The 24,158-nt window shown below is 33.9% G+C and carries 23 protein-coding genes and 1 riboswitch; of the genes, 7 read left to right on the top strand and 16 right to left on the bottom strand.

The window, feature by feature from the left end; genetic code table 11:
• Positions 1 to 377: 377 nt before the first annotated feature.
• From B7R65_RS18040 to B7R65_RS18030, 4 genes are all read left to right on the top strand, one after another.
• Positions 378 to 1,817, top strand: coding sequence for a BglG family transcription antiterminator (locus B7R65_RS18040; protein WP_088044235.1), 1,440 nt, complete (start codon positions 378 to 380; stop codon positions 1,815 to 1,817).
• A 46-nt stretch (positions 1,818 to 1,863) separates the two neighbouring features.
• The gene (locus B7R65_RS21840; RefSeq protein WP_256941399.1) at positions 1,864 to 1,989 is read left to right on the top strand and encodes a hypothetical protein; all 126 of its coding nucleotides are present in this window, start codon (positions 1,864 to 1,866) and stop codon (positions 1,987 to 1,989) included.
• A 2-nt stretch (positions 1,990 to 1,991) separates the two neighbouring features.
• A complete protein-coding gene (locus tag B7R65_RS18035; RefSeq protein WP_088044234.1) occupies positions 1,992 to 2,423 on the top strand; it encodes an HD-GYP domain-containing protein in 432 nt (143 codons plus the stop codon).
• Positions 2,424 to 2,509: 86 nt separating this feature from the next.
• A riboswitch (purine riboswitch) is annotated at positions 2,510 to 2,611 on the top strand.
• Positions 2,612 to 2,720: 109 nt separating this feature from the next.
• On the top strand, positions 2,721 to 3,308 hold the full coding sequence (locus tag B7R65_RS18030; RefSeq protein ID WP_088044233.1) for a xanthine phosphoribosyltransferase: 588 nt from the start codon (positions 2,721 to 2,723) through the stop codon (positions 3,306 to 3,308).
• Positions 3,309 to 3,515: 207 nt separating this feature from the next.
• Here B7R65_RS18030 and B7R65_RS21410 read toward each other — a convergent pair whose 3' ends face one another.
• The 5 genes from B7R65_RS21410 to B7R65_RS18010 form a co-directional block, all read right to left on the bottom strand.
• On the bottom strand, positions 3,516 to 3,659 hold the full coding sequence (locus B7R65_RS21410) for a hypothetical protein (RefSeq protein WP_179194916.1): 144 nt from the start codon (positions 3,657 to 3,659) through the stop codon (positions 3,516 to 3,518).
• Positions 3,660 to 3,814: 155 nt separating this feature from the next.
• A complete protein-coding gene (locus B7R65_RS18025; RefSeq protein ID WP_088044232.1) occupies positions 3,815 to 4,822 on the bottom strand; it encodes a FecCD family ABC transporter permease in 1,008 nt (335 codons plus the stop codon).
• Complete coding sequence (locus B7R65_RS18020; RefSeq protein ID WP_088044231.1) at positions 4,819 to 5,829, bottom strand: FecCD family ABC transporter permease; 1,011 nt, start codon at positions 5,827 to 5,829, stop codon at positions 4,819 to 4,821. The genes B7R65_RS18025 and B7R65_RS18020 overlap by 4 nt, the downstream gene beginning before the upstream one ends.
• A 74-nt stretch (positions 5,830 to 5,903) precedes the next feature.
• Positions 5,904 to 6,818 carry an iron-hydroxamate ABC transporter substrate-binding protein gene (locus tag B7R65_RS18015; RefSeq protein ID WP_088044230.1) on the bottom strand — a complete coding sequence of 305 codons (915 nt, stop codon included), beginning with the start codon at positions 6,816 to 6,818 and terminating at the stop codon, positions 5,904 to 5,906.
• A 12-nt stretch (positions 6,819 to 6,830) separates the two neighbouring features.
• Positions 6,831 to 7,613, bottom strand: coding sequence for an ABC transporter ATP-binding protein (locus tag B7R65_RS18010; RefSeq protein ID WP_088044229.1), 783 nt, complete (start codon positions 7,611 to 7,613; stop codon positions 6,831 to 6,833).
• A gap of 201 nt (positions 7,614 to 7,814) precedes the next feature.
• Here B7R65_RS18010 and B7R65_RS18005 point away from each other — a divergent pair, with 201 nt between their 5' ends.
• Together B7R65_RS18005 and B7R65_RS18000 are read left to right on the top strand one after the other, a co-directional pair.
• Positions 7,815 to 8,864: an NAD(P)/FAD-dependent oxidoreductase gene (locus B7R65_RS18005; RefSeq protein WP_088044228.1), complete on the top strand. Its 1,050-nt coding sequence runs from the start codon at positions 7,815 to 7,817 to the stop codon at positions 8,862 to 8,864.
• A 63-nt stretch (positions 8,865 to 8,927) separates the two neighbouring features.
• Positions 8,928 to 9,599, top strand: coding sequence for an HAD family hydrolase (locus tag B7R65_RS18000; protein WP_256941398.1), 672 nt, complete (start codon positions 8,928 to 8,930; stop codon positions 9,597 to 9,599).
• A 61-nt stretch (positions 9,600 to 9,660) separates the two neighbouring features.
• On the opposite strand, the gene B7R65_RS17995 is transcribed toward B7R65_RS18000, so the two are convergent.
• The 7 genes from B7R65_RS17995 to B7R65_RS17965 form a co-directional block, all read right to left on the bottom strand.
• Entirely contained in the window at positions 9,661 to 10,206 is a 546-nt protein-coding gene (locus B7R65_RS17995; protein ID WP_088044227.1) for a hypothetical protein, read from the bottom strand.
• A 281-nt stretch (positions 10,207 to 10,487) separates the two neighbouring features.
• Positions 10,488 to 11,705 carry an acyl-CoA dehydrogenase family protein gene (locus B7R65_RS17990; protein WP_088044226.1) on the bottom strand — a complete coding sequence of 406 codons (1,218 nt, stop codon included), beginning with the start codon at positions 11,703 to 11,705 and terminating at the stop codon, positions 10,488 to 10,490.
• A 13-nt stretch (positions 11,706 to 11,718) separates the two neighbouring features.
• Entirely contained in the window at positions 11,719 to 12,903 is a 1,185-nt protein-coding gene (locus B7R65_RS17985) for a CaiB/BaiF CoA transferase family protein (protein WP_088044225.1), read from the bottom strand.
• Between the two features lie 343 nt (positions 12,904 to 13,246).
• Positions 13,247 to 14,704, bottom strand: a complete 1,458-nt coding sequence (locus B7R65_RS17980; RefSeq protein WP_088044224.1) for an NAD-dependent succinate-semialdehyde dehydrogenase — start codon at positions 14,702 to 14,704, stop codon at positions 13,247 to 13,249.
• Positions 14,701 to 16,071 carry a 4-aminobutyrate--2-oxoglutarate transaminase gene (gene gabT / locus B7R65_RS17975; protein ID WP_088044223.1) on the bottom strand — a complete coding sequence of 457 codons (1,371 nt, stop codon included), beginning with the start codon at positions 16,069 to 16,071 and terminating at the stop codon, positions 14,701 to 14,703. Before gabT ends, B7R65_RS17980 begins: the two co-directional genes overlap by 4 nt.
• 102 nt (positions 16,072 to 16,173) lie before the next feature.
• Positions 16,174 to 17,550 (bottom strand): putrescine aminotransferase, encoded by a 1,377-nt coding sequence (locus B7R65_RS17970; protein WP_088044222.1) that lies wholly within the window; start codon positions 17,548 to 17,550, stop codon positions 16,174 to 16,176.
• A gap of 25 nt (positions 17,551 to 17,575) precedes the next feature.
• Positions 17,576 to 19,069, bottom strand: a complete 1,494-nt coding sequence (locus B7R65_RS17965; protein ID WP_088044221.1) for an aldehyde dehydrogenase family protein — start codon at positions 19,067 to 19,069, stop codon at positions 17,576 to 17,578.
• Between the two features lie 558 nt (positions 19,070 to 19,627).
• Between B7R65_RS17965 and B7R65_RS21405 the strand changes: the two genes are divergently transcribed.
• A complete protein-coding gene (locus B7R65_RS21405; protein ID WP_179194915.1) occupies positions 19,628 to 19,771 on the top strand; it encodes a hypothetical protein in 144 nt (47 codons plus the stop codon).
• 69 nt (positions 19,772 to 19,840) lie between these two features.
• Here the strand turns inward: B7R65_RS21405 and B7R65_RS17960 are convergent, their stop codons facing one another.
• The 4 genes from B7R65_RS17960 to B7R65_RS17945 form a co-directional block, all read right to left on the bottom strand.
• The gene (locus B7R65_RS17960; RefSeq protein WP_088044220.1) at positions 19,841 to 21,976 is read right to left on the bottom strand and encodes a sigma 54-interacting transcriptional regulator; all 2,136 of its coding nucleotides are present in this window, start codon (positions 21,974 to 21,976) and stop codon (positions 19,841 to 19,843) included.
• 250 nt (positions 21,977 to 22,226) lie between these two features.
• Complete coding sequence (locus B7R65_RS17955; RefSeq protein WP_088044219.1) at positions 22,227 to 22,475, bottom strand: biotin/lipoyl attachment domain-containing protein; 249 nt, start codon at positions 22,473 to 22,475, stop codon at positions 22,227 to 22,229.
• A gap of 35 nt (positions 22,476 to 22,510) precedes the next feature.
• Positions 22,511 to 22,798: an SAV0927 family protein gene (locus tag B7R65_RS17950; RefSeq protein ID WP_088044218.1), complete on the bottom strand. Its 288-nt coding sequence runs from the start codon at positions 22,796 to 22,798 to the stop codon at positions 22,511 to 22,513.
• An 18-nt stretch (positions 22,799 to 22,816) separates the two neighbouring features.
• Positions 22,817 to 24,115, bottom strand: coding sequence for a Glu/Leu/Phe/Val family dehydrogenase (locus B7R65_RS17945; RefSeq protein WP_088044217.1), 1,299 nt, complete (start codon positions 24,113 to 24,115; stop codon positions 22,817 to 22,819).
• Positions 24,116 to 24,158 lie beyond the last annotated feature (43 nt).

The following is a 24,158-nucleotide window of genomic DNA, read 5'->3' as shown; positions in this document are numbered from 1 at the left end:
TAGATTAATGCTTTTCAACAAAATTAATTTGACCAAAATATTATTCTGTGCTCGGATTATTTTTTTGGGGATAAATAAAATTTTAAAATTACTCATCATTAGATCCGACTAAACAATCAATCCAGTTTTTGGTTTTATTTGGAAAAATATCCCTATTTTATTAAGTGGAAAAGCAATAAACAATGTTTTTTTACCGTTACTAACGGTAAAAAAAGTCATACCTATCATACTTGAAATAGGTTTAAAATATCCTTAAGAAACATTATCCTAACAACATTTCTTGTGAATAAACTCACAATAATTTCAGTAAATATTTCTTAGAAAAAATTTAGGTAAATGTTTTTACTAAAATTTAGAAAGGCAAAAGTATTTATGTTATGGATAAGACCAGTTTAAGAAGATTACAGTTAGTTGATTTTTTAAGTAATCAAGAGAGATGGTTTAAAACAAGTGAGTTAGCCTTGAAATTAAAATGTGCAGAAAAAACGATTCGAACTGATATTCAAAGTATCAATGCTACCTTTCCAGAAGGCTGGCATATTAAAACGCTAAAAGGGAAAGGCATTTATCTTAACAATCCAATTCATTCCTCTCTTGACCAAATTCGCTCTTTATTTCTTAAAAATTCTTTATCATTTCAAGTAATCGAATTTATTTTAATCAAGGAAATATCATTTATTAGTGAATTAGGACAAGTTTTATATACACATCATAATTCTGTATATAACATACTTAAGCGTGTTGATGTGTTATTAAAGCCATATGGTCTAATCTTAAATCGTGTTCCTCTACAAATTGAGGGTAGTGAGTTCCAAAAAAGACTTTTATGCTGTGATGTATTATACGGTCTTTATTCATATTCAAATAAATGGCCATATGAAATTTATACTTTTTCTGTTATTAAAAAGGTTATTTCTAAGACAACTGAAAAATATAACCTTTATTTATATCCTTCAACCACATATAAATACACATATTATTTAGGTACTATGCTGCATAGGATCCATAAGGGGATTCAATTAGACATACATCCTTCCAACAATATAAAAGAATCAGTATTTTTTTCAATTGCTACAGAAGTATGTATGCAATTGGAAAAAAAATATAAATTACTAATTCCATTTAATGAAATAATTGCTCTTTCACTTTTCATTTCTTCCTTACATTACTTTTGCAACGAAGATTTAAATAAAAACGAGGTTGTAAAGCTTTATCAGGATCAAACAGAATGTATTTATAGAGAACTGCATTTGCTAGTTTCGTTGTTGGAGAAAAATCTAGATTTAAATCTACATGATAATAGTGATTTCATTTTTACATTACGAAAACAATTTAAAGACCATTCGTTAATTTTATATTTTAACAAATTTACACCTCCTAGTCCGATTGTCGATTATGTTCTAAAACATTATCCAGAACTATATAAAAAAGTAAAATTTTCATTAAGTAAATGGTCTATACATTTTCCGTTTCCAGAACTAAGTAGTGAAATTGTTGCGAGAATCACGCTAAGCATACAAGCAATAATAATTCAATTAAACTCTATAACAAAAAGAGTCTTATTACTAACAAGTGAAGGACATGGTGTACATCATTACATTGCAACAAAACTAAAGACCGAATTCTGCCATAAAATCGAATTTGTAGAAATAAGTAATGGTGGATTTACTCCTGAAAATATTAATAAATTATGTTTAGACTTAATCATCGCCGACTTTCAATTGAATACATCGTCAGTTCCTGTCGCAACCATAAATTCAACATTATCTCACCGTGACATCAATCAAATTGCTCGATTGTTAAAAATAATTCGTTAGACATGCCCAAAGCAGTTATTAATAAAGATATTTTAAAGGTGATCTCATGATATTAGAAGAACAAATTATGATAAATAATGATTTAATAAAACTTCTAAAACAACTCGATTGTGATACATTTTTACATGGGATGCGTGTAGGAGAAATGTTATATGAGTTCGGTCATTTCTAAATTTGTCAGAACTTCATTCAAGCGAGCTACAATTAATAGGAAATATTCATGATATTGGCAAATTAAATATCCCATTATCTATTTTAAAAAAATGTGCTCCCCTAACGGATTTTGAATGGAATATCATGAAAAAGCATGCGATGTTTGGCTATAACTTATTAGAACCTTTAATAGAGCAAAAAGAGATTTTATATGCTGTAAGATATCATCATGAAAATTCAGATGGAACAGGCTATGAAGGTCTAATTGTCAGGCAGATTGATTTTTATTCTAGACTAGTTAGGATTATTGACAGTTTCGATGCTTTAACGAATGGTCGTTGTTATAAACATAAATACTCTACCGAGCTTTCATTAAATAAAATTCTTCAATTAGCTGGTAGCTCCTATGACGCTGATTTAGTAAATCAATTCATTAAAATTATAAACAACTAAATTTTCGACAAATGACTTTTATGTCTGATTAGTAAATCTTAGTAAATACTAGACCAAAATCTACTATCATGATATAGTTTCATTAAAATTATATAGAATACGTCACTCGTATAATCGTGAGGATATGGCTCACAAGTTTCTACCGGTTAACCGTAAATATACCGACTATGAGTAATAACACAACTAGAGATTTTTAATTAATCTATTACATTTAATTAACTCAAAACGTGTTACTTCACTCATTAATATTTTTTAAGTGAAGTACATGTTTTGAGTTTTTTTATTAGGGGGATCAATATGGAATTATTACAAAATAAAATCGAACAAGAAGGTATTGTTTTAGCGAATGATGTACTGAAAGTTGATGCATTCTTAAATCATCAAATGGATCCAACCCTAATGAAGGAAATTGGTGAAGAATTTGCACGCTTATTTTCTAATGAGAAAATTACGAAAGTAGTCACTATCGAATCTTCAGGTATAGGACCTGGTTTAATGACGGCTCTTGCTTTACAAGTACCACTTATTTTTGCTCGTAAGAAAAAATCAATTACAATGCAGCAAGATGTTTATACTGCGAAAGTATATTCATTTACTAAAAAAGAAGAGAATGAAATTTCAATTTCACATAAATGGTTAGAAGCTAATGATAAAGTGTTAATTGTTGATGACTTTTTAGCTAATGGGCAAGCTGCATTAGGGCTACTTACAATTATAGAACAAGCTAAAGCCGAGGCTGTTGGTTTCGGAATCGTTATTGAAAAAGCATTCCAGGATGGAGGAAAGCTTCTACGTGAACGAGGATATCGGGTTGAATCATTAGCTCGAATCGAGTCATTAAAAGAAGGAAAAGTTACTTTTGTAAAAGATAAAATGCATATCTAAACCAAGCAGATAATAGGAGAAGAGACATTGAAATTTTCATTTCCCAATGTCTCTTTACTATTAAACACCTTAAAATCTTAGTTATTTTAAAATCATTACTTATTCTATTTATTATTTGTAGTCCACTTTAATCAAGCCTTCTATTTCGATAATTGGGATTTCTACTGCAGAAAACGTCTCTAGTACTTCACGCGCCTATCTTCTTCCTCAAATCTTCCAGTTCTCTTTTACTTCTTTCATTTTCTTTTTCTCAGCGATTATTTGAAGCTTCGTTCGAATGATTATCATTTGAACGATTTGAAAATACAAGCTCTTCATCTGATATCTACCCATACTATGAAAGTTATTCATTCACATCACCCGCTATTAATATCACCCCCTCAAAAGTGACTATTTGAAATACCGTTATAAATGCAGTATACATGTCCATTTTCAAAAAATGCCCCTTTCTCCTGTGCTAATAAAAAAAACCATGAACAAAAATGTTCATAGTTTTGAAAAAGAATTTATGATTTTTTTAATATCAAGTAAACAAAATATGGTCCACCTATTAATGCCACTATAATACCAGCTGGAATCCCTTGATCAACGATATTCCTTCCAATTGTGTCTGCAACTAACAATAATAAACCACCTATTAATATAGCAATTGGTATAAACAATTGATTTCTTGGGCCAACTAAGTTTTTTGCAATATGCGGAGCCATTAGTCCGATAAAAGCTATTCCGCCTGTTATCGAAACAGCTGAGGCAGCTAGAGCAACCGCAGTTAAAAGTAAGATAATTCGTTCTTTCTCAATTGAAACTCCTACCCCGATTGCAGCAGGTTCATTTAAGCCTAGAAGGTTTAATAGATTTGCTTTATATAAAGTAAATGGGATTAGTATAACTAACCATGGTAGGAATGCCCAAATAAATGGCCAATCTGTCCCCCATATATTTCCCGCTAACCATTTTGCGATAAAATCTACCTTTGCACGCTCTGCTGATGAAATTAAAACGATCATTATTCCTGAAAGTGCCATTGAAAATCCAATACCTACTAAAACTAAACGAATTGGCTGAAGTCCAACATTTTTTTTATATGAAAATAAATAGATAATACATGCAGTAATTAAAGCACCAAAAAATCCTACTATAGGGATTAGGTAAACAAATGATCCTGCCTCAATTGGGAAAAATAAAAAGAAAATCGTAATAGCTACTCCAGCCCCAGCATTAAAACCAAGAATTCCAGGTTCAGCCATATCATTTCTTGTTATTCCTTGTAAAATTGAACCAGATAAGGCAAGTGCCATACCTGCCATTAACGTAATAATCATTCGTGGCAATCGTATTGAAAAAATAATAAATTCCTCTTTAAATGAACCTTCTCCTAAAAATGTTGGAAGTAATCGACTGTATGATATTGAAGAATAGCCCATTCCCATACCAATAAACATAGTTAAAAGGATTAAGATAAATAGGATTAATAAGATTAGTCGTTGTTTTCTAATTAATTCAGGTTGTATCATGATAAATCTTTTCCTCCTTTATGAACAATAAATAGGAAGAAAGGAAGACCAATCATCGCCACAATCGCTGCTACTGGTGTCTCATAAGGAATATTAATTGTTCGGCCAAGTAAATCCGCAAAGAGTAAGAATGTTGCACCAAATATAGCGGACATTGGAATAATAAAACGATAATCAGTACCGACAAACGCACGAACCATGTGAGGTACCATCAAACCAAGAAAAGCCATATTCCCTACAAGTGCAACGGATGCTCCTGCAAGTAGAACAATTACAATGAATAAAAATCCTTTGATTCGGGATATATTTTGACCTAAACCAATTGCTACCTCTTCATTTAAGCTAAGAATAGTAAGTTGTCTAGATAAGAAAAGTGCGATCATAATTCCAATCATAATAAATGGTACGATAACCTTTACTTGCTCCCATGAAGTACCAACCAATCCCCCTGAAGTCCACATTGAAATATCTTGTGAGATTTTAAAGTAAATTCCCACTCCCTCAGAAATAGCCGTTAGAAAGCCGGTAACCGCCGCACCAGCTAGCACAATTCGAAATGGAGAAAAGCCACCTTTTTTGATTGACCCAATACCAAAAACGATTATTGAACCAACTGCTGCCCCAATAAAACAAGTAATCATAATTCCAAAGTAATTTACATTTGGTAAAAAAGCCATTGTTATTGCTAAAGCTGCATTTGCCCCGGCTGTTAAGCCGAGTAAACCAGGATCGGCAAGTGGATTTCTTGTCATTCCTTGCATAATCGAACCTGCAACTGCAAGTGCTGCTCCTACGAATATGGCAGCTACTTCACGAGGTAAACGAATTTCACGAATGATTGAAATCTGCTGACTCTTTACACTCGTAAAAATCGCATTCCATACATCGCTAACAGTTGTTTCCGCAGCTCCAAATACGATTGCTACTACAAACATACCTATTAAAATAAGTACCCCTAAAATGAGTTTAAAAAAGAATGGAATTGAACCTTTATTTTTTTTTGTCATTAATCTCTCATCTTTTCTCTAATAGAATGAAAGAGTAGGAATTCTATTAACTAGAATTCCTACTCTTTTTTATGTTAGTTACCTAGAAACTTCTCTTTAAAGAATTCTAATTGCATATCTAATGTATCCGGATCATTGAAATAGAACTCATTTCCATTTACTTCAAATACATGATTATTCTTTACAGCTGGGATATTTTTATAAGTATCTGTTTTCTCTACTGAAGTATCTGATTTATCGAATTTACTAAAGATTACATAGTCACCCATAAATTCAGGAAGTACTTCTAATGAAATTGCAAAATAACCTGGTTTTAAAGCATTCTCTTCTACTTTTTTAGGCATTTTTAATTTCATTTCTTGGTAAAGAATTTCTGTTCCTCGTCCCCAGTTATTACCGTATACGTAAAGTTGTTTATCGAATTTTTCAACAACAGAAACTGTTGCGTCAGCTCCAATTTTAGCTTTAATTTCTTCTCCAGTTTTCGCCGCGCGAGCTTTGAAATCATCTACCCAAGCTTGAGCTTCTTTTTCTTTATTTAATAGTTTACCAATTTCAATTTGTTGCGTTAAGTAATCTACTTTTCCATAAGTATATACTACTGTTGGAGCTATTTCTTTCAACTTATCAAGATTTTTAACATTATCTAATCCAATGATTAAATCTGGATTTAATTCAATAATTTTTTCTAAGTTCTCATCTGAAACTTCAGCAGCGTCTTTTAATTTATCTGTCCAACGAGGATTAGCTTTAGACCATGAATCAACACCAACAATATTTACATTTAAAGCTAATACATTACCTGCAAATGATGATAGTACAACTACACGCTTAGGGTTAGCTGGTACTTTAACTGGACCACTTTGAGATTGATATGTAATCGTCCCTGATTTTTTAGATTCTTTCTTTCCTTTTTCAGTTGATCCATTACTACAAGCACTAATGATCAGTACGAATATTAATAGAAATGGTACTAAGTATTTTTTCATTTTATTTTCTCCTTATAATAGGTTGTATGTTATGCACATTGGTTTATTTGTTCGAGGATCTCTACCAATTTCAGTATCAATCGAAAATACTTCTTTTAGTACTTCATGGCAAATAACTTCTTCACAATTTCCGGCTTTAACGATTTCACCATTTTTTAATGCAATAATATAGTCTGCAAATCGTGCTGCTTGATTTAAGTCATGCAGAACCATAACAATCGTACGCTCTTGTTCCCTATTCAGTCTTTGTAATAGTTCTAAAATTTCAAGTTGATGAGCCATATCTAAATACGTAGTCGGTTCATCAAGGAAAATGATTTCCGTTTCTTGTGCTAGTGCCATTGCAATCCAAACACGTTGACGTTGACCGCCCGAAAGGGAATCTACTGGCATATATTTAAAATCTTTTGTACCTGTCACTTCAAGTGCCCAATCAATTACTTCAATATCTTTTTTTGTTAACCGACCAAACCCACTTTGATAAGGGAATCGTCCATAAGATACTAATTCACCTACTGTTAAACCGCTTGCACTTTCCGGTGTTTGAGGAAGAATTGCCATTTTTTTAGCAAGTAACTTCGTGTTTTCAGAAGAAATATTCTCTCCATCTAAAATAATCGTTCCAGATTGATGAGAAATAATTCGAGTAATTGCCTTTAATAGAGTTGATTTCCCACAACCATTTGATCCGATTATCGTTGTTATTTGTTTATCTGGAATCTTTATATTAAGGTCTTTTACAATCAAACGATCACCATAACCAATGGTTAATTCATCAGTATATAATCGTACCATAAATGGACCTCCATTCATTAAAAATTATGAATCTACTGATAATGATAATGATTATCAATTTCGCTTCACTACGTAAATATAATGCCATTTGATCACTATGTCAATAATATTTTTGAAGGAATCATTGAAAAATTCTTATAAATGATATATATTTAATTGAGAATGATAATCAATCACGGATTTTACTGGAGTGAGTCGGTAATGAATAGAGAAGAAATATATGATGTAACAGTAATCGGAGGAGGTCCAGCTGGACTTTACTCTGCTTTTTATAGTGGATTAAGAGAAATGAAAACTAAAATAATTGAATTCCAACCACAATTGGGTGGAAAGGTTCATGTTTACCCTGAAAAGATGATATGGGATGTAGGAGGACAACCACCAATCCCTGGAGAAAAATTTATTGGTCAAATTGTTGAACAAGGTTTAACGTTCGATCCAACAGTTGTATTAAATGAAAAAGTCGAAACAATCATTCGAGATAATGAAGGCATTTTTATTTTACAAACTGCATCTGGTCAAAAGCATTATTCTAAAACAATTATTGTTGCAGTAGGTAGTGGCATTTTAAATCCTACTAAGCTTCAAATAGATGGTGCAGAAAGATTTGAAGTCTCAAACTTAAACTATACTGTAAAGTCGTTAAAACGCTTTAAAGATAAGACAGTAATTGTTTCTGGAGGAGGAAATTCTGCCATCGACTGGGCTAATGAATTAGAGCCGATTGCTAAAAAAGTCTATTTAACTTATCGTAAAGATGCCTTAAAGGGTCATGAAGCACAAGTCTCCCAATTATTGAATAGTTCTGTTGAATGTCTTTTTAATACTTCTATTACGAAGCTTATTGCTTGTATAAATCATGAAGTAATTGAAAATGTTGAACTTACAAATCATGAGACTGAAGAAGTATCTCATTTAAAAATCGATGAAGTAATCATTAATCATGGATATGACCAAGATACTTCATTACTTAATAATAGTGAGATTAAAGTAGAAATGATTCAGGACTACTACATTAAAGGAAACACTACAAGCGAAACTTCTATTGAAGGTATTTACGCTGCAGGTGATATTCTAATGCATGAGGGTAAATTGCAGTTGATTGCTGGAGCTTTCCAAGATGCAGCCAATGCAGTAAATAAAGCAAAACAATTCGTACAGCCTGATGCAAGTAGCGCAGCGATGGTTTCTTCACATAATGAGGTATTCAAGCAGCGAAATCGTGCATTAATTAAACAAATGATGAGCTAATTTCGTTTAATAATTTTCTTTGTTACATGTTAAAATGGAAACAAATGAACGATTAGATTGCGGGTGAATTGTATAACTTTAAAGTATAAATGCCTCATATTAGATCATGATGATACTGCTGTTAAGAGTACACCTGAAATACATTATCCTTCATTTGTTGAAGCAATTAAAAAACTTCGACCTAATGAGAAACCTATTTCATTTGAGGATTTTGTAGGATATTGTTTTGAACCAGGTTTTCATTCTTTATGTAAAGACATCATGAAATTTACAAATAACGAGATGCAAATTCAACAAGAAATATGGCAAAGCTACACTTCATCAACGACACCCGATTTTTACGAGTTGTTTCCTGAAACAATAAATGAATTTAAAAAACGCGGTGGGATTGTCACAGTTGTATCCCATTCTCAAAAAAGTCGAATCGAGAGAGACTATTTAAAGCATTGTGGATTTTTACCTGATGCAATTTTTGGTTGGGAGTTGCCAGAGCATCAAAGGAAGCCTTATCCTTATCCAATTCAAGAAATTTTACGCCGTTTCAACCTTAAGGAATCTGAAGCACTTATGCTAGATGATCTTAAGCCTGGGTTGGAAATGGCAAATATTTGTCTTGTTGATTTTGCGGCTGCAGGTTGGTCTCACAGTATTCCGGAAATTAAAATGCAAATGAAACAACAATCGAAATATTACTTTGAGACGATTGAAGAGTTTAATCGTTTCCTGTTTGATTAATAAACATAAAAAACGAACCCTCTTTGATAAAGGGTTCGTTTTTTATATTGAGATAAAAGATTCATTTCCAAACTGTCTTATATTTTTTTTGATATTTACTATCTTCTTCTTTTTCAATTAATTCTAAAGCACATTGTTTAATTTCTTCATTTTTCAATTGATCATATAAATTTTTTAGACATTGAATAATATCATAACGAATCAATTTATAGTTCTTTTCATTCAGGCAGTTTAAATATCGATCAGATAGATGATTAATAACCATTTCTCTTTGTTCAGATCCCGCCAATCCGACTCTCCATATATTCTGTAGAGTATGTCTTGCAGTTACAAATTTAGGATCATATGTCACTTTCCAAATTTCCGAAAAATCATCCAACATTCTCTTTTCAGGATCACTTAACGCTAAATTTGAGAGAAACTGAGCCGCTCTTGATCTTTGATGATTTCCTTTATGTGTTAAATCTGCTTTTAACTGATTCCATACTTCATATGCCCAATCTACTTCTTCCTTTGTAACTGAAATAATATAGTTAAAAGCTTCATACTGTAAATTTTTGTCCGCTGATTCTAGATTTTCAAAATAAGCTTGAATTTCCCGATTCATATTAATCACCCCATTAAAACTATTTTTTCTTTGCCTTTTTACCCTCTCTCTTATTATGATGAAATTTTTGCTAGTTGAAACTATCGTATCAAAAATAGCAGCTGTATTAAAATATCTGCTAAAGTTTTTTATTATGTATATTTCTTATAAACTGTATTTGAGCCTCCCTGCTTATAAACGATCGTCTTTTTCTTTTCAAAGAGAAAAAAGACATAGAGAGATCTCCATGTCCTTATAAACTACTATTTTTTTAGTTCTATTCAGAAACAGCTTCTTAGCGGTTAAGATTTCACAGTTTCTACATTAGCTTCTTCAAATGGCCAAGCTGGCAGCATTTTTCTTAAAACTTTGTCTTCCCTGTAACCAAGGTCATATTCTGCCTGCATAATTGTATGAATTTCACGTGTTCCCTCATAAATAACTGGTGCTTTTGAGTTTCTTAAGTATCTCTCGACCGGAAACTCGTTAGAAAATCCATATGCACCATGAATTTGAACCGCATCATTTGCAGCTTCATTAGCGGCATTACAAGAAATCCATTTTGCCAATGATGTTTCTCTAGTATTTCGTTTCCCATTATTTTTTAGCCATCCAGCTTTATGGACTAATAATCTTGAAATTTCAAGATTTGATGACATTTTAGCTATCATTTGTTGAACAAGTTGGTGTTTCCCAATTTCTTTTCCAAATGTTTTTCGTTCATGACAATATTTCACACTTGCTTCAAGAGACGCTTGAATTAATCCACAAGCACCGGCTGCTACCGTAAATCTTCCGTTATCAAGTGCCGACATTGCTATTTTAAATCCTTCTCCCTCATAACCTAACAAGTTCGCAACAGGTACTTTTACATCCTCTAAAAATACTTCTCCTGTGTTTCCTGCTCTAATTCCCATTTTCCCTTTAATTGCCTTAGTAGAAACCCCTTCAAAATTTCTTTCTACAATGAAGCAAGATATTCCGTGATGCTTTTCGACATGGTTTGTTTTAGCAAAAATCAAAAAATGGTCTGCCACATCACATAACGAGATCCATGTTTTAGATCCATTTAATATGTAGTAGTCCCCTTCTTTTACAGCCGTTGTTGTCATTGCAACGACATCCGAACCAGCGTTTGGCTCTGTTAATCCAAATGCACCAATTTTCTTCCCTTGCGCTTGAGGAGTAAGATAGTTTTTCTTTTGATCTTCATTTCCCCATTGTAGCAATGTCATACTATTTAAACCCGTATGAACAGAGACGGCAGTTCTGAAGGCTGTATCTCCTCTCTCTAATTCCTCACATACAATTGCTAATGTATTATAGTCCATCCCGACTCCACCATATTGTTCAGGAATGCATACACCCATCAATTGTAAATCAGCAAGTCTCTTTAAAATATTCGATTCAAAATGTCCTTTTTCATCCCATTCCCTAATGAAAGGAATAATTTCACGATCAACAAATGCTCTAACTACCTTTCTTACACTAATTTGTTCTTCTGTTAATGAAAAGTCCATTTTTAATTCCTCCTCAAATTGATTTGTTTAATTTCATCTCATCTATCTCGGATTTGGAATATCCTAGTTTACTTATTACCTCTTCAGTATGTTCACCATGCAATGGTGGATGCCTTAATACCTTAACTGGAGTCTTAGATAATTTTAATGGTGATCCAACTAGTCTAAGATTTTTTATAGCTGGATGATTTACGTCAATTACCATATTTCTAGATTTAGCTTGTTCAGACTCAAGAGCTTCACTCACATTATAGATAGGACCATTCGGTATACCGTTATTGTCTAAAAGTACTTTCCATTCATTTTTACTTTTTGTCATAACTTTATTGGCAATTAACTTTTCAATTTGTCCTTTATGTTGCAATCGTCCAGTGTTTGATTTGAATGTCTCTTCTAATAAAATTGGTTCTTCTAGAAGTGAAGCAAACCGGTTAAACTGCTCATCATTTCCAACTGCAATAACCATATCCCCATCACTTGCAGAAAAAACTTGATATGGAACGATATTTGGATGGTAATTTCCCATTCGCTCAGGAACAATTTCACTGCATAAATAATTACTAGCTACATTTACTAGAGCAGCTAGCTGGGAGTCAAATAAAGAAATATCAATTTCCTGCCCTTCTCCTGTTCGGTTCCGATGCTGAATTGAAGCAAGTATTCCAATACAAGTAAATAACCCCGTTAACACGTCAGATATTGCTACTCCTACCTTTGTTGGCTGTGAATCTTTTTCACCAGTAATGCTCATTAAACCTGACATAGCTTGAATAATATAATCGTATCCTGGTAGATTTGAATTAGGACCCTGACTACCAAACCCACTTATTGATGCTAGAATGATATCATCTTTTATCTTTTTTAGGTCTTCATAGCCGAAACCTAATCTCTCCAATGTTCCTGGTTTGAAGTTTTGAACGACTACATCTGCATCTAAAAGTAGCTTTTTTAATATTTCCTTACCTATCTCGCTTTTTAAGTTCAATGTGATTCCCTGTTTATTTCGATTTGCACATAAATAATAAGCGCTTTCACCGTCATTAAAAGGTGGACCCCATCCTCTTGTTTCATCACCATAACTTGTACTTTCTATTTTTATTACCTCAGCCCCTAAATCCCCGAGAATCATCGTACAAAAGGGACCGGCCAGCACTCTCGTTAAATCAATAATTTTTATTCCATGTAATGCTCCCGGCAATTAAATCACCTCTATCAATCTATTTAATAAGCCAGCAAAACTATCAATCACTGTAGTAGAATTGATTAGCTTAACTGGCTTACACACAAACTTTATTAGGACCATTAGACATGGAGTTTTGTAGATTTCCACTCCAGGATGCTCGCTTTCCGTGGGGCGGGCGGTGAGCCTCCTCAGCAAACGCGCCTGCGGGGTCTCACCTTCCCGCTACCCCCACAGGAGTCTCGCACCTTCCGCTCCAATCATGTTCTTTGTTTAAAGTTTGCTATAACAAAACCTTTTTAAAAATAACGATCTTTTAGTGTAGTTACTTTATATACTTTCAATTAAAACTAGGACATAACTAAATATCTAACCCAATTGAAATATATTTAACCTCTAAAAACTCTTCAATTCCGTAGTGTCCACCTTCTCTTCCAAGTCCACTCTCTTTGTAACCTCCGAATGGAACTTGTACTGCTGATGGTAACGCATCATTTAATCCAATAATGCCGTATTCAAGTGCCTCTGTAATACGGAACGAACGGCTTAAGTTCTCTGTATATACATAAGCAGCTAGCCCATAGACTGAATTATTAGCACGTTCAATTACTTCTTCTTCCGTTTTAAATGTAGAGATTGGAGCCAGTGGGCCAAATATTTCTTCCTTCATACAGTCCATTTCGTCTGTAATTCCAGTTAAGATAGTTGGTGCAAAATAATAACCATTTTCTTCAGCCGGTTTATTCCCACTATATACTACTTTCCCACCATTTTTAGTTGCATCATCTACTAGTGTTTTTACTTTTTCCAGAGCAGCATTGTCAATTAAAGGGCCAACATCAATTCCTTCTTCTAAGCCATTTCCAACCTTTAATTTTTCTAGTTCTTTTGTAAATAAATGCGTAAATTCTTCTGCCACATTTTCCTGTACATAAATACGATTCGTACAAATACAAGTTTGACCTGCATTACGGAACTTTGACTGAACTAAACCAACCGCTGCTTTAGACAAATCTGCATCATCCATTACAATAAAGGGTGCATTACCACCGAGCTCTAAAGATACTTTTTTCACATTTTCTGCAGCGTTCCTCATAAGCGTTTTACCAACTTCAGTTGATCCAGTAAAAGTGATTTTTGTCACCCTTGGATCTTTTAACCATGCTTCACCAATCTCTGATGATTTTCCAGTAACAATATTTAATACTCCTTTTGGAATTCCTGCTTCATGTGCAAGTTCTGCTAACTTTAGTGCTGTTAGTGGTGTTTGTGTCGCTGGTTTAATTACAGCAGTACACCCAGCCGCAAGAGCAGGGGCTACTTTTCGAGTAATCATTGCTGCAGGGAAATTCCAAGGTGTAATTGCTGCTACAACTCCAACAGGCTCTTTTCGAATGAGGATTCGCTTATTAGGTTGTGATGCAGGGATTGTTTCTCCGTAAATACGCTTTCCTTCTTCTGCATACCATGAGATAAATCCGTTTGCATACACAGTCTCCCCAAGAGCTTCTTTCAGAGGTTTTCCTTGCTCCAGTGTCATCAATCTAGCTATTTCTTCCTTTTTTTCATCAATCAAACGATACCATTTCATCAAAAGATGGTATCTTTCTTCAGCTGTCTTTTTTGACCATTTTTTAAAAGCCTTATGCGCAGCATCTACAGCTAGCTTCGCTTCATAAGTGCCGCCAGTTGGAATTGCACCGACAATCGTTCCTGTTGCTGGGTTCGTAACTTTTGTGAAATATTCATGATCATTTCCAACCCAAGTACCATCAATATACATAGGATAGACTTCATATTTTTCTTTTAATTGACTCATGTGTTAACCTCCAACTGATATTCTGGCAACAAGACTGCTTCAAATGATTCTCTTAATATATCTAAACCTTCTTCAAGCTGGTCATCCGTAATTGTTAAGGGCATTAATAAACGGATTACATTCCCAAATATCCCTGCACTTAATAGCATTAGCCCTCTATTGTTTGCTTCTTTTACAATTTTTCCAACAGTAATTTTATCTGGAGTCTTATCCATTTTATTTGTGACAATTTCCATTGCACACATTGCACCCAAACCACGAATATCTCCAATTTGTTCAAATTGAATTGCCCATTCGCGCATTTTTTCGTTAACTTTTTCCCCTATTAAAACTGCTCGATCATTTAAACCTTCATCTTCAATAATGTCCAACACCGCTAACGCAGCTCGACATCCAAGTGGGCTACCAGAATAAGTACCACCTAATTCTCCAACATCAGAAGCTTCCATTATTACTTTTCTTCCGATTACTCCACTAATTGGAACTCCAGCACCCATTGATTTTGAAATTGTGATTAAATCAGGCTCAACTCCAAAATGTTCGATTGCAAAGTATTTACCTGTTCTAGCAAATCCAGTTTGAATTTCATCTGCAACAAACAAAATTCCGTATCTCGTACAGATTTCTCTTACCTTTTTAACAAATTCAATATCAGGTACAATGAAGCCACCTTCACCTTGAATTGGTTCCATTACTACTGCCGCGATCGTTTCGGGAGCAACCTCTGCAATAAGAAATTGTTCAAATTGATCAATGATAAATTTACTGTATTCTTTTTCATTCATTTGATCTGGACGACGGTAAACATAAGGATATGGCGCTTTATATACCTCAGGAGCAAATGGACCAAATCCATATTTATAAGGTTTAACTTTACTTGTCATCGTCATGGTCATTAACGTTCGACCATGAAACCCTCTAGTAAAAGAAATGATTCCTTGACGCTTTGTATATTTTCTTGCAATTTTCACTGCATTTTCAACCGCTTCTGCACCGCTGTTAAAGAAAGCGACTTGTTTGTCAAAGCTACCTGGTGAAATATCAGCAAGTCTTTCTGCGAGTTCAATATACGATTCATACATCATGACGTTAAAACCTGTATGAATAAAATCACCTGCTTGACCTTGGAGTGCTCTTACAACTCTTGGATGTGAATGACCAACATTCAGAGTTCCAATCGCACCAGCAAAATCAATAAAAGTATTACCATCAATATCTTCAACTAGTGCGCCTTTCGCTTTTTTTACAAAGGCTTCACTATTATTACTAATACCTTTTGGTACAACTTTATTTCTCCGGTCAAATAACTCCTTTGATTTTGGCCCGGGAATTGACGTTTGGAGTTTGACAAATTTTCGATTCCCCATGTGAACACCATCCTATCTAAAATAAATAAGTAACTTATAAATATGGATAATAATCAAAGCATGTCATGCTAATAACGCAATGACATGCTAAAACTTCGTTGATTAAGCTTTAATTTGAGATAATACTTCTTTAAATATGGAAACAACAGTATCCACTTCTTCATAACTAATTTTTAAAGAAGGCTCGATGCGAATTGTTTTCGAATTAATTAATGTCCCAGCTACTAATACACCTTTATCAAACATACCTTTCGAAACTTCATATCCAATTTCATCTTGATGGAATTCAATCCCAATCATTAATCCTTGACCGCGAATTTCTAAAACTTTATCTTCATGCCCTTTTGCTGCTTCTTTTAACTCATCCAAGAAGTAAGCTCCAACTGTTTCTGCTCTTTCAGGTAAATTCTCTTCAAGTAGTACGCTAATTGTCGCAATTGCAGCAGCACAAGCTAAAGGATTTCCTCCGAAAGTTGTTGTATGCATAAATGGATTTGGGAACCAGCTTTTAAATACTTTTTCTTTAGCTACAACTGCACCTGCAGGCATTACACCTCCACCGAATGCTTTTGCAAGACAAATAATATCTGGCACAACTTCGTAAAGATCAGCTGCAAACATTTTTCCAGTACGTCCCATACCTGTTTGAACTTCATCAAAAATTAATAGTGCGCCATACTCGTCACATAGCTCACGAACTTCTTTTAAATAGTTTTGTGGAGGAAGAATAATTCCACCTTCACCTTGAATTGGTTCAAGTAGAACAGCAGCAACATCCTCACCTACTAAAGAACATGTTTCGAATGTTTTTCTCATCATATCAATGTCTCCAAATGGAACATGACGAAATCCTGGAATAAGTGGTAGAAACGGTTTACGGAACATTCCTTTTGCCGTCCCTGATAGTGCGCCTAAACTTTTTCCATGGAATGCACGAGTTGTAGAGATAATCGTAGAACGCTCACTATACATTTTTGCAAGCTTTAATGCCGCTTCTACACTTTCTGTTCCACTGTTCGTAAAAAATGAGTATTTTAAATCCCCTGGTGTTATATCTGCTAAAATTTTTGCTAACATAGCACGTAAAGGATCTAATAAATCCTGACTATGAAGCGCCTGTCTTTTTAATTGATCTGTAACGGCCTTTACGACTTTCGGATGACGATGTCCAACATTATAAATTCCGAATCCGCCTAAACAATCAATATATTCCTTACCGTTCACATCTTTAAAACATGAACCGCTATCAGACCATTCAACTGATGCGAATTGGCCACCCTCTGTCACGGTTTTACGATAAGCTAGAAAACCTGGATTAACATGTTCTCTAAATCCATCAACTGTTTCTTTTGTAATCCACGCCGCATCTTCTGAAGTAACAGTCTCTTTTTCTATTAAGCTTAAAACCTTATTAATGTACTCGGTTACATTTTTTTCCTCATAACGTTTCTGCTGTTCATTTTTTAAATTGATACTCATATTTTTCACTCCTATAATTAGTCTTTTATTCTGCAAACCATCCAATTGGCTCTACTTGTAGGTTGATGTTAATTTGTTTAATTTCTTGAAATTCCTCTAATCCAAATGTTCCTAAACTACGACCTACTCCACTTTGTTTGTAACCGCCCCAAGGTGCCTCATTATAAGTTGGATGATAAGAATTAATCCAAGTTATTCCTGAGCGAAGTTTTTTAATCACTCTTAAAGCTTTTGCTCCATCTTTACTAAATACTGCACCTGCTAAACCATATACTGTTCCGTTAGCAAGTTTTAATGCTTCTTCTTCTGTACTGAATTTTTGGATACATACTACAGGACCAAAAATTTCTTCTTGTACAATTCGCATATGTTGTTCTACATCTACAAAAACAGTTGGTTCAACGAAATATCCTTTTTCAAAACCCTTTTCTAAAATGCGTTTTCCACCACACGCTATTTTAGCTCCTTCTTCTTGACCCAATTGTATATAGCCTAAAACCTTCTCTAAATGTTCTTTACTAACAAGTGGCCCCATTTCAACATCAGCTGCATTACCTGAACCTACTTTAATTTTTTGTGCACGCTCTACAAATCGTTCTACAAATCGATCATAAATAGATTCTTCAACTAGAATTCTCGATCCAGCTGAACAAACTTGACCGGCACCTGCATAAATACCAAATAGCGCATAATCCACAGCTGTTTCAAAATCTGCATCTGCAAAAATAATATTCGGCGATTTCCCACCAAGCTCTAAAGACACTTTTTTCATTGTATCTGCAGCAGTTTTCATGATATGTTTGCCTGTTTTTGTTCCACCCGTAAATGAAACCATATCTACATCTGGATTAGCTGCAATTTCATTACCAACAACTGGGCCAGCACCCATAACCATGTTTGCAACGCCATTTGGAATACCTACTTCTTTAAAAATCTCGAATAATTTCTTTGGAGTTACAGGCGTTACTTCTGATGGTTTGAAAACAATCGTATTCCCTGCTGCTAATGCTGGTGCAATTTTCCAAACACTCATTAGCAAAGGATAATTCCAAGGAACAATTAATCCACAAACTCCAATTGGTTCACGTACAACCATCGCTTGCATTGGATCCGCAACATGATATGTATAACCATCAGGCTTTGTAATTAGCCCCGCGTAATAACGGAAGCATGCCGCTGCATCGGCAACATCATAACCTGCTTCACGATTTGGTTTTCCATTGTCCAGTGTTTCAAGCTGTGTTAATTCTTCTTGATACTCTTCTATTTTGTCTGCAATTTTAAATAAATAAGTAGCTCGTTCTTGAGCAGATAAATCAGACCATCTTCCATCGTTAAATGCTTTACGAGCAACATCTATCGCTTCTTTCGCATCTTCAATTGTACCTTCAGGAGCAAAGGCAATTATTTCGCCGTTTGCTGGGTTAATTACAGGGCGTTTCTCATGATTGCTAGAATCTTTCCATTCACCATTAATAAACATCTTTAAATCAATTGTTTTAAATTGAATATCGACCATTGTATATGAACCCTCCTTAATTTCTTTACAATTTTTAAATTGCAAGAACTATGCCAATTTAAATAATCAAGCTTAATAAGGTTTCGGTTAGATCAGATCTGAAATTTCTATGCATTACTGCATAAAGCTATTAATTTTTGCATAATCAATGGAGTAATCCTTTTTTATACACTCAATGAAGGACAAATCTTTCTCTTATAATCAAATTTTTAGGATCATTTCTAAACAAGGATTGTTTAAAAATACAAACAGTTGGTGAAAAAGTTGTTTGGAACGGAAGATGCGAGATTCCTGTGGGATTAGTGAAATAGTGAGACTCACGCAAGGCGTCAAAGAGGTAGGCACGCTAAAACCACGACGTCCTGTCTTAACGCATGCATGACCCACGTCGTGTGGGCCAAGAAGGCTCCCCTCTCACGGAAAGTGCGCATCCTGAAGTGGAAATTAACTAAGATACTCATAAAATAAAAACAAGGATTTTTTATTGAATATGTAATAACCGACATACTGAGAAAATTTACAGCATAGGCTATAAAACTATGAAAGGAGGAATGGACCGTGTTACTAGTCGGAACATGTGTAGTGGTTGGGCTAATCATTGTATTTATGGCGGTTGGTATCTCAAAAGATCATGTTAGTATGTCGGAAGTACTTAAGAGCGCTGTAGACAATGTTAAAAATGCAGTGGATTTAGATAAATAAAAAAAAACGCGCAATGTGCGTTTTTTTTTATGTTTTTTGACTACTATTCTAGTCACTACTTGTGTTTCCTTAATTAAATGAGATAGATTCGCTGTTTAAATTCTTCTCATTTGCTATTTTTTGAAATTTACGGCTAACTGAAGACTGACTAATTCCTAACACTTGCGCAGCCTTTGTTGTTGTTTTATATTGTTTCATCGCAAGTAGAATTAACTGTTCCTCAACATGATCAATTGCTTCTTGAAGTGGGATTACCTTGCTGATTATCGGTTTTGATTTATTAAAATCATAACTATTTGGTAGGAACAGATTTACATCTTCTGCATTAATTATTTGATCTTCAGCTGTGACTACTAATCTTTCAACAATATTTTGAAGCTCTCTGACATTGCCCGGCCAAGAATAAAACTCTAATACATTAATCGCATCTGGTGTAAGATGGAAATTTTTATTGTATTTATCATTAAGTTGTTGCAAGAAATGGAAGGCCAGTAATGAGATGTCCTCAATTCTTTCTCTTAATGGTGGAATGTTTAAAGGAATAACATTTAATCTATAATATAGGTCCTCCCTAAACGTACGTTCTTCTACCATTTTTTCTAATCTTTTATTTGTAGCAGCAATAATTTGTACATTTACTTTAATTGGCTTAGTACTTCCAATTGGAATCACTTCTTGCTCTTGAAGTACTCTAAGTAGTTTAACTTGTAAATGTAATGGCATTTCTCCTATTTCATCTAAAAATAAAACTCCTTGATCTGCTTGTTTAAAATATCCTTCTTTATTTTGATCTGCACCTGTAAATGCGCCTTTTATATAGCCAAAAAGCTCACTTTCAAGAAGATTTTCTGGAATTGCTCCACAGTTAAGTTTAAGAAAAGGCTTAGAAGAACGATTTCCAAGCTGATGGATAGCTTGTGCAATCACTTCTTTTCCTACTCCAGATTCGCCATGAAGTAAGACTGTCGATGAAAAATCCGCAATCTTCTTTGCTTGATTAATTATTTGCTCCATTTTAGGACTACAATAAATTAATTTTTTTATAAAACGATCCTTGCTCTTAAAGTCGTCTAGTTCTTTTTTATATTGCTCAGATTTTTTCTTCATTTCCTTTAACTCAGTTTTAAGGCGCGATGTTTCAGTAATGTCTCTAGAGGCTATGATAATCCTTTCGATTTCCATATTCTCATCAAAAACTGGATTACCTACTGCAAGAACCTTTCGTCCACTTATTGTTTCTTGAACAATTGATACCTTTTTCTTTTTTTCCAAAACTAATTTTGTAACCGACGGTGTAAAGAGCCCTTGATTTTCAAATTCTAAAATGCTTTTTCCAATTAAATCTTTTAAATCCACATTCCAAAACCCCGGGATTATATTTTCACTATATCGAATTAACTCACCTTTATTGTTTACTACAAGAATCTCATCATAAATACTAGACAGTATAGCGTTCAAATCTTTGTTTAGATCTTTAATATATTCAATCTCTAACGCCATTTCTTCTACCATAGGAAGGTCTTGCACTACAATAATTACACCCTCAACTTCCTGTTCGAAACTAAAAATGGGACTATAATCTACAAGTAGCCCCATATCGTCATTAATTTGAAGGTGATTTAGTATAGTTTTTCCGGTCGTAAATACATTTTCAATATGTTCACGACTAAAAATATTTTCCGCCTTTGTATTGATAACTTTTTCTGAAGTCGACCTAATCATTTTTAAACCAGCATCATTACAATTAATTATTTTCCTATCTTTATCAACTACAAAAGTCCCCATAGGAATTGAGGTTAAAATGCTTTTCAGTAAATCTACACTTTTATTCTCTTGTTTAAACAGCTCCGCCAAAATATCTTCACGACGTATATAACCACTAGGGTTACCTTCATTTTCTTCTACAATTGAAATTGGTTCGCCTATTATTTGAAAAAGAACTGTTAATGAAATTTGACCACTTACACGGCATACACTATTTATCGATTGAGAACTACTTATTAATTTAGACAATTGTATATTTTTCTTTTCTTTATTTCCTTGATTAATATTATTTATTTGAACATAGGCAAATACTTGATTTTGCTTACTTAAGAATAAAAAGGGTTCAGTTGTATAGGATAAATCTATTTCATCATTTTCCGTATATTGATCAATATTAATTATTATGACTGGTCTAATCTGATTCTCGTTTATTGATAGCATGTGATTTCCCCCCTTGAAGCTAAATATGTATATTTCTATCTTAACAGAATTTTTGCATTTTTTATAAAAATCTAAAATTAGAAATCTATAATGTAAATCACTCTATTTATTTATGAGTTTTAACTAATAGATAAATATACAAAAAGAAAGAAGATGGGTTTAACATCTTCTTTCGGTGTATAGGCAAAGGTCCCAATACTTGAAATTCAGTCTGAAAGAAGATAAGTTTACATCTCCTTCCTTTTCCTAATCAATCACTCCCAGTAACAAATAAATCTTCTTTGACAAAGGCAAGTACCATCCCTGGAACAACTGTATCGCCTTCTGTGACCTCTAGTGAAGCTACCTCACCACTAATACCTTGGTGAATAACTTGCGTCAAACCATCTGAGGTTTTAATAGTAAACAACGGTTCCCATTCATAGATTCTTGAATCCTTTACAATCGATGCCCCTTCAATAATTCCATGGTAAGGACTAACTACAGCACCAAAATACATAATGTTCATTCCTTTCACGAAATTAATAAGTAAGATTAATATTGTTCACGAAACTGTTTTGAACTCAAAACGAGACTAAAAAAATTCTGAATTTCAATAATATCTTCATCCGCGATTCCTAGTTTAGGTGCCCAATATTGGTCTGCATAAGTATCATCTGAGCAAAGTAATACCATTTGACCAGATTGAATTGAAGTTACCATTGCTTTACCATAAAAATGACTTGAATAAGCAATCGATAGATCGTATCGATTATTCTGTGTTAATAAACAATAGTAATGTACTAACTGGTTTTCTTTTGTTTCAGAAATAATATCTAGCATTCAATATCGCCCCTTTTATTAGTATTTTATCCAACCTCTTAAGCGACAAGCTTCAGCAATTTTACGTACTCCTTCGATATAAGCAGCAATTTTCATATTTACATTATAATTTTTAGAAGTGTTGTATACTTTTAAAAAACTGTCCGACATCTTTTCTTTTAGACGCTGGTCTACAAGTCCCTCATCCCAATAATATCCTTGCATATTCTGGCACCATTCAAAATAAGAAACAATAACCCCACCTGAGTTAGCTAAAATATCTGGAACTACTAAAATATCTTTTTTATCAAGAATTTCAAGGGCCTCTTTCGTAGTTGGACCATTTGCAGCTTCAACAATAATTTTACATTTAAGTTTTTTAGCATTTCGGGAATGTATTACTCCACTAATCGCAGCTGGAATCAGCACATCACATTCTCTTTCTAGTAATTCTTGATTTGAAACAGTGTTTTTAAATAAATTGGAAACTACTCCAAATGAATCTCTATTCTCAAGAAGATATGGAATATCCAAACCACTTGGATCATAAATTCCGCCAAGAACATCAGATATCCCAACGACTATTGCTCCGGCTTCATACAAATACTGAGCCAAATAACTACCTACGTTTCCAAAGCCTTGGATAATTACCCTCATATTTTTAATATCAATTTTTTTTAATTCACTTATTAATTCAAGTGTATAAAATACTCCTTTTGAAGTAGCCGTTTCGCGACCTACCGAACCACCCAGAGTAATTGGTTTTCCTGTAATAAAACCAGGTGAGTCAAACTCGCGAATATGGTCATATTCATCAAGCATCCAAGCCATTACCTGAGAATTCGTATACATATCGGGTGCTGGGATATCTTTAGTGGGTCCTACTATTTGACTGACTGCTCTAACATATCCTCTACTTAATCTTTCCAGTTCTGAATTACTTAAAAGCCTTGGATCACATATAACTCCACCCTTTGCTCCTCCATAAGGTAAATCTGTAATACTACATTTCAGACTCATCCAGCCTGCTAGTGCCTTTACTTCTTCAGGGGTTACATCGGGATGAAAACGAATCCCACCTTTAGTAGGACCGACTGCATCATTATGCTGAGCTCGATATCCTTGAAAAATCCTAGTTTCACCATTATCCATTTGTAACGGAATATTAATTTCTAAAAATCTCATTGGTAATTTTAAAAAGTCGAATACTTGCTTTGGAAGGTTCATTGTATTGATTGCTTCTAATAGAGTTTCTTGAAATTCTTGAAGAGAATTATCTTTTTCAATTAGATTACCTACCAATTTCAAATTTCCTACTTCAGTTGTATCTGAACTCATTTTAAGCACCTCATATTTTATTTTTGTTATCAATTATTTTGCA

The sequence above is a fragment of the Bacillus sp. EAC genome, assembly GCF_002156875.1.
GTDB lineage: Bacteria > Bacillota > Bacilli > Bacillales > Bacillaceae_G > Gottfriedia.
This window is presented reverse-complemented; position numbering and strand designations above follow the sequence as displayed.

Bases quoted from the DNA above. Each gene is read 5' to 3' on its own strand.
- B7R65_RS17990 (WP_088044226.1), bottom strand. From the start codon at position 11,705: ATGGACTTTTCATTAACAGAAGAACAAATTAGTGTAAGAAAGGTAGTT.
- B7R65_RS17965 (WP_088044221.1), bottom strand. From the start codon at position 19,069: ATGGTCGATATTCAATTTAAAACAATTGATTTAAAGATGTTTATTAAT.
- B7R65_RS17950 (WP_088044218.1), bottom strand. From the start codon at position 22,798: ATGCTAGATATTATTTCTGAAACAAAAGAAAACCAGTTAGTACATTAC.
- B7R65_RS21840 (WP_256941399.1), top strand. From the start codon at position 1,864: ATGATATTAGAAGAACAAATTATGATAAATAATGATTTAATAAAACTT.
- B7R65_RS17980 (WP_088044224.1), bottom strand. From the start codon at position 14,704: ATGAGTCAATTAAAAGAAAAATATGAAGTCTATCCTATGTATATTGAT.
- B7R65_RS18025 (WP_088044232.1), bottom strand. From the start codon at position 4,822: ATGATACAACCTGAATTAATTAGAAAACAACGACTAATCTTATTAATC.
- B7R65_RS17995 (WP_088044227.1), bottom strand. From the start codon at position 10,206: ATGAATCGGGAAATTCAAGCTTATTTTGAAAATCTAGAATCAGCGGAC.
- B7R65_RS18015 (WP_088044230.1), bottom strand. From the start codon at position 6,818: ATGAAAAAATACTTAGTACCATTTCTATTAATATTCGTACTGATCATT.
- B7R65_RS21410 (WP_179194916.1), bottom strand. From the start codon at position 3,659: ATGAATAACTTTCATAGTATGGGTAGATATCAGATGAAGAGCTTGTAT.
- B7R65_RS17960 (WP_088044220.1), bottom strand. From the start codon at position 21,976: ATGCTATCAATAAACGAGAATCAGATTAGACCAGTCATAATAATTAAT.
- B7R65_RS18010 (WP_088044229.1), bottom strand. From the start codon at position 7,613: ATGGTACGATTATATACTGATGAATTAACCATTGGTTATGGTGATCGT.
- B7R65_RS17970 (WP_088044222.1), bottom strand. From the start codon at position 17,550: ATGAGTATCAATTTAAAAAATGAACAGCAGAAACGTTATGAGGAAAAA.
- gabT (WP_088044223.1), bottom strand. From the start codon at position 16,071: ATGGGGAATCGAAAATTTGTCAAACTCCAAACGTCAATTCCCGGGCCA.
- B7R65_RS17945 (WP_088044217.1), bottom strand. From the start codon at position 24,115: ATGAGTTCAGATACAACTGAAGTAGGAAATTTGAAATTGGTAGGTAAT.
- B7R65_RS18005 (WP_088044228.1), top strand. From the start codon at position 7,815: ATGAATAGAGAAGAAATATATGATGTAACAGTAATCGGAGGAGGTCCA.
- B7R65_RS18030 (WP_088044233.1), top strand. From the start codon at position 2,721: ATGGAATTATTACAAAATAAAATCGAACAAGAAGGTATTGTTTTAGCG.
- B7R65_RS18020 (WP_088044231.1), bottom strand. From the start codon at position 5,829: ATGACAAAAAAAAATAAAGGTTCAATTCCATTCTTTTTTAAACTCATT.
- B7R65_RS17955 (WP_088044219.1), bottom strand. From the start codon at position 22,475: ATGTATTTTGGTGCTGTAGTTAGTCCTTACCATGGAATTATTGAAGGG.
- B7R65_RS18040 (WP_088044235.1), top strand. From the start codon at position 378: ATGGATAAGACCAGTTTAAGAAGATTACAGTTAGTTGATTTTTTAAGT.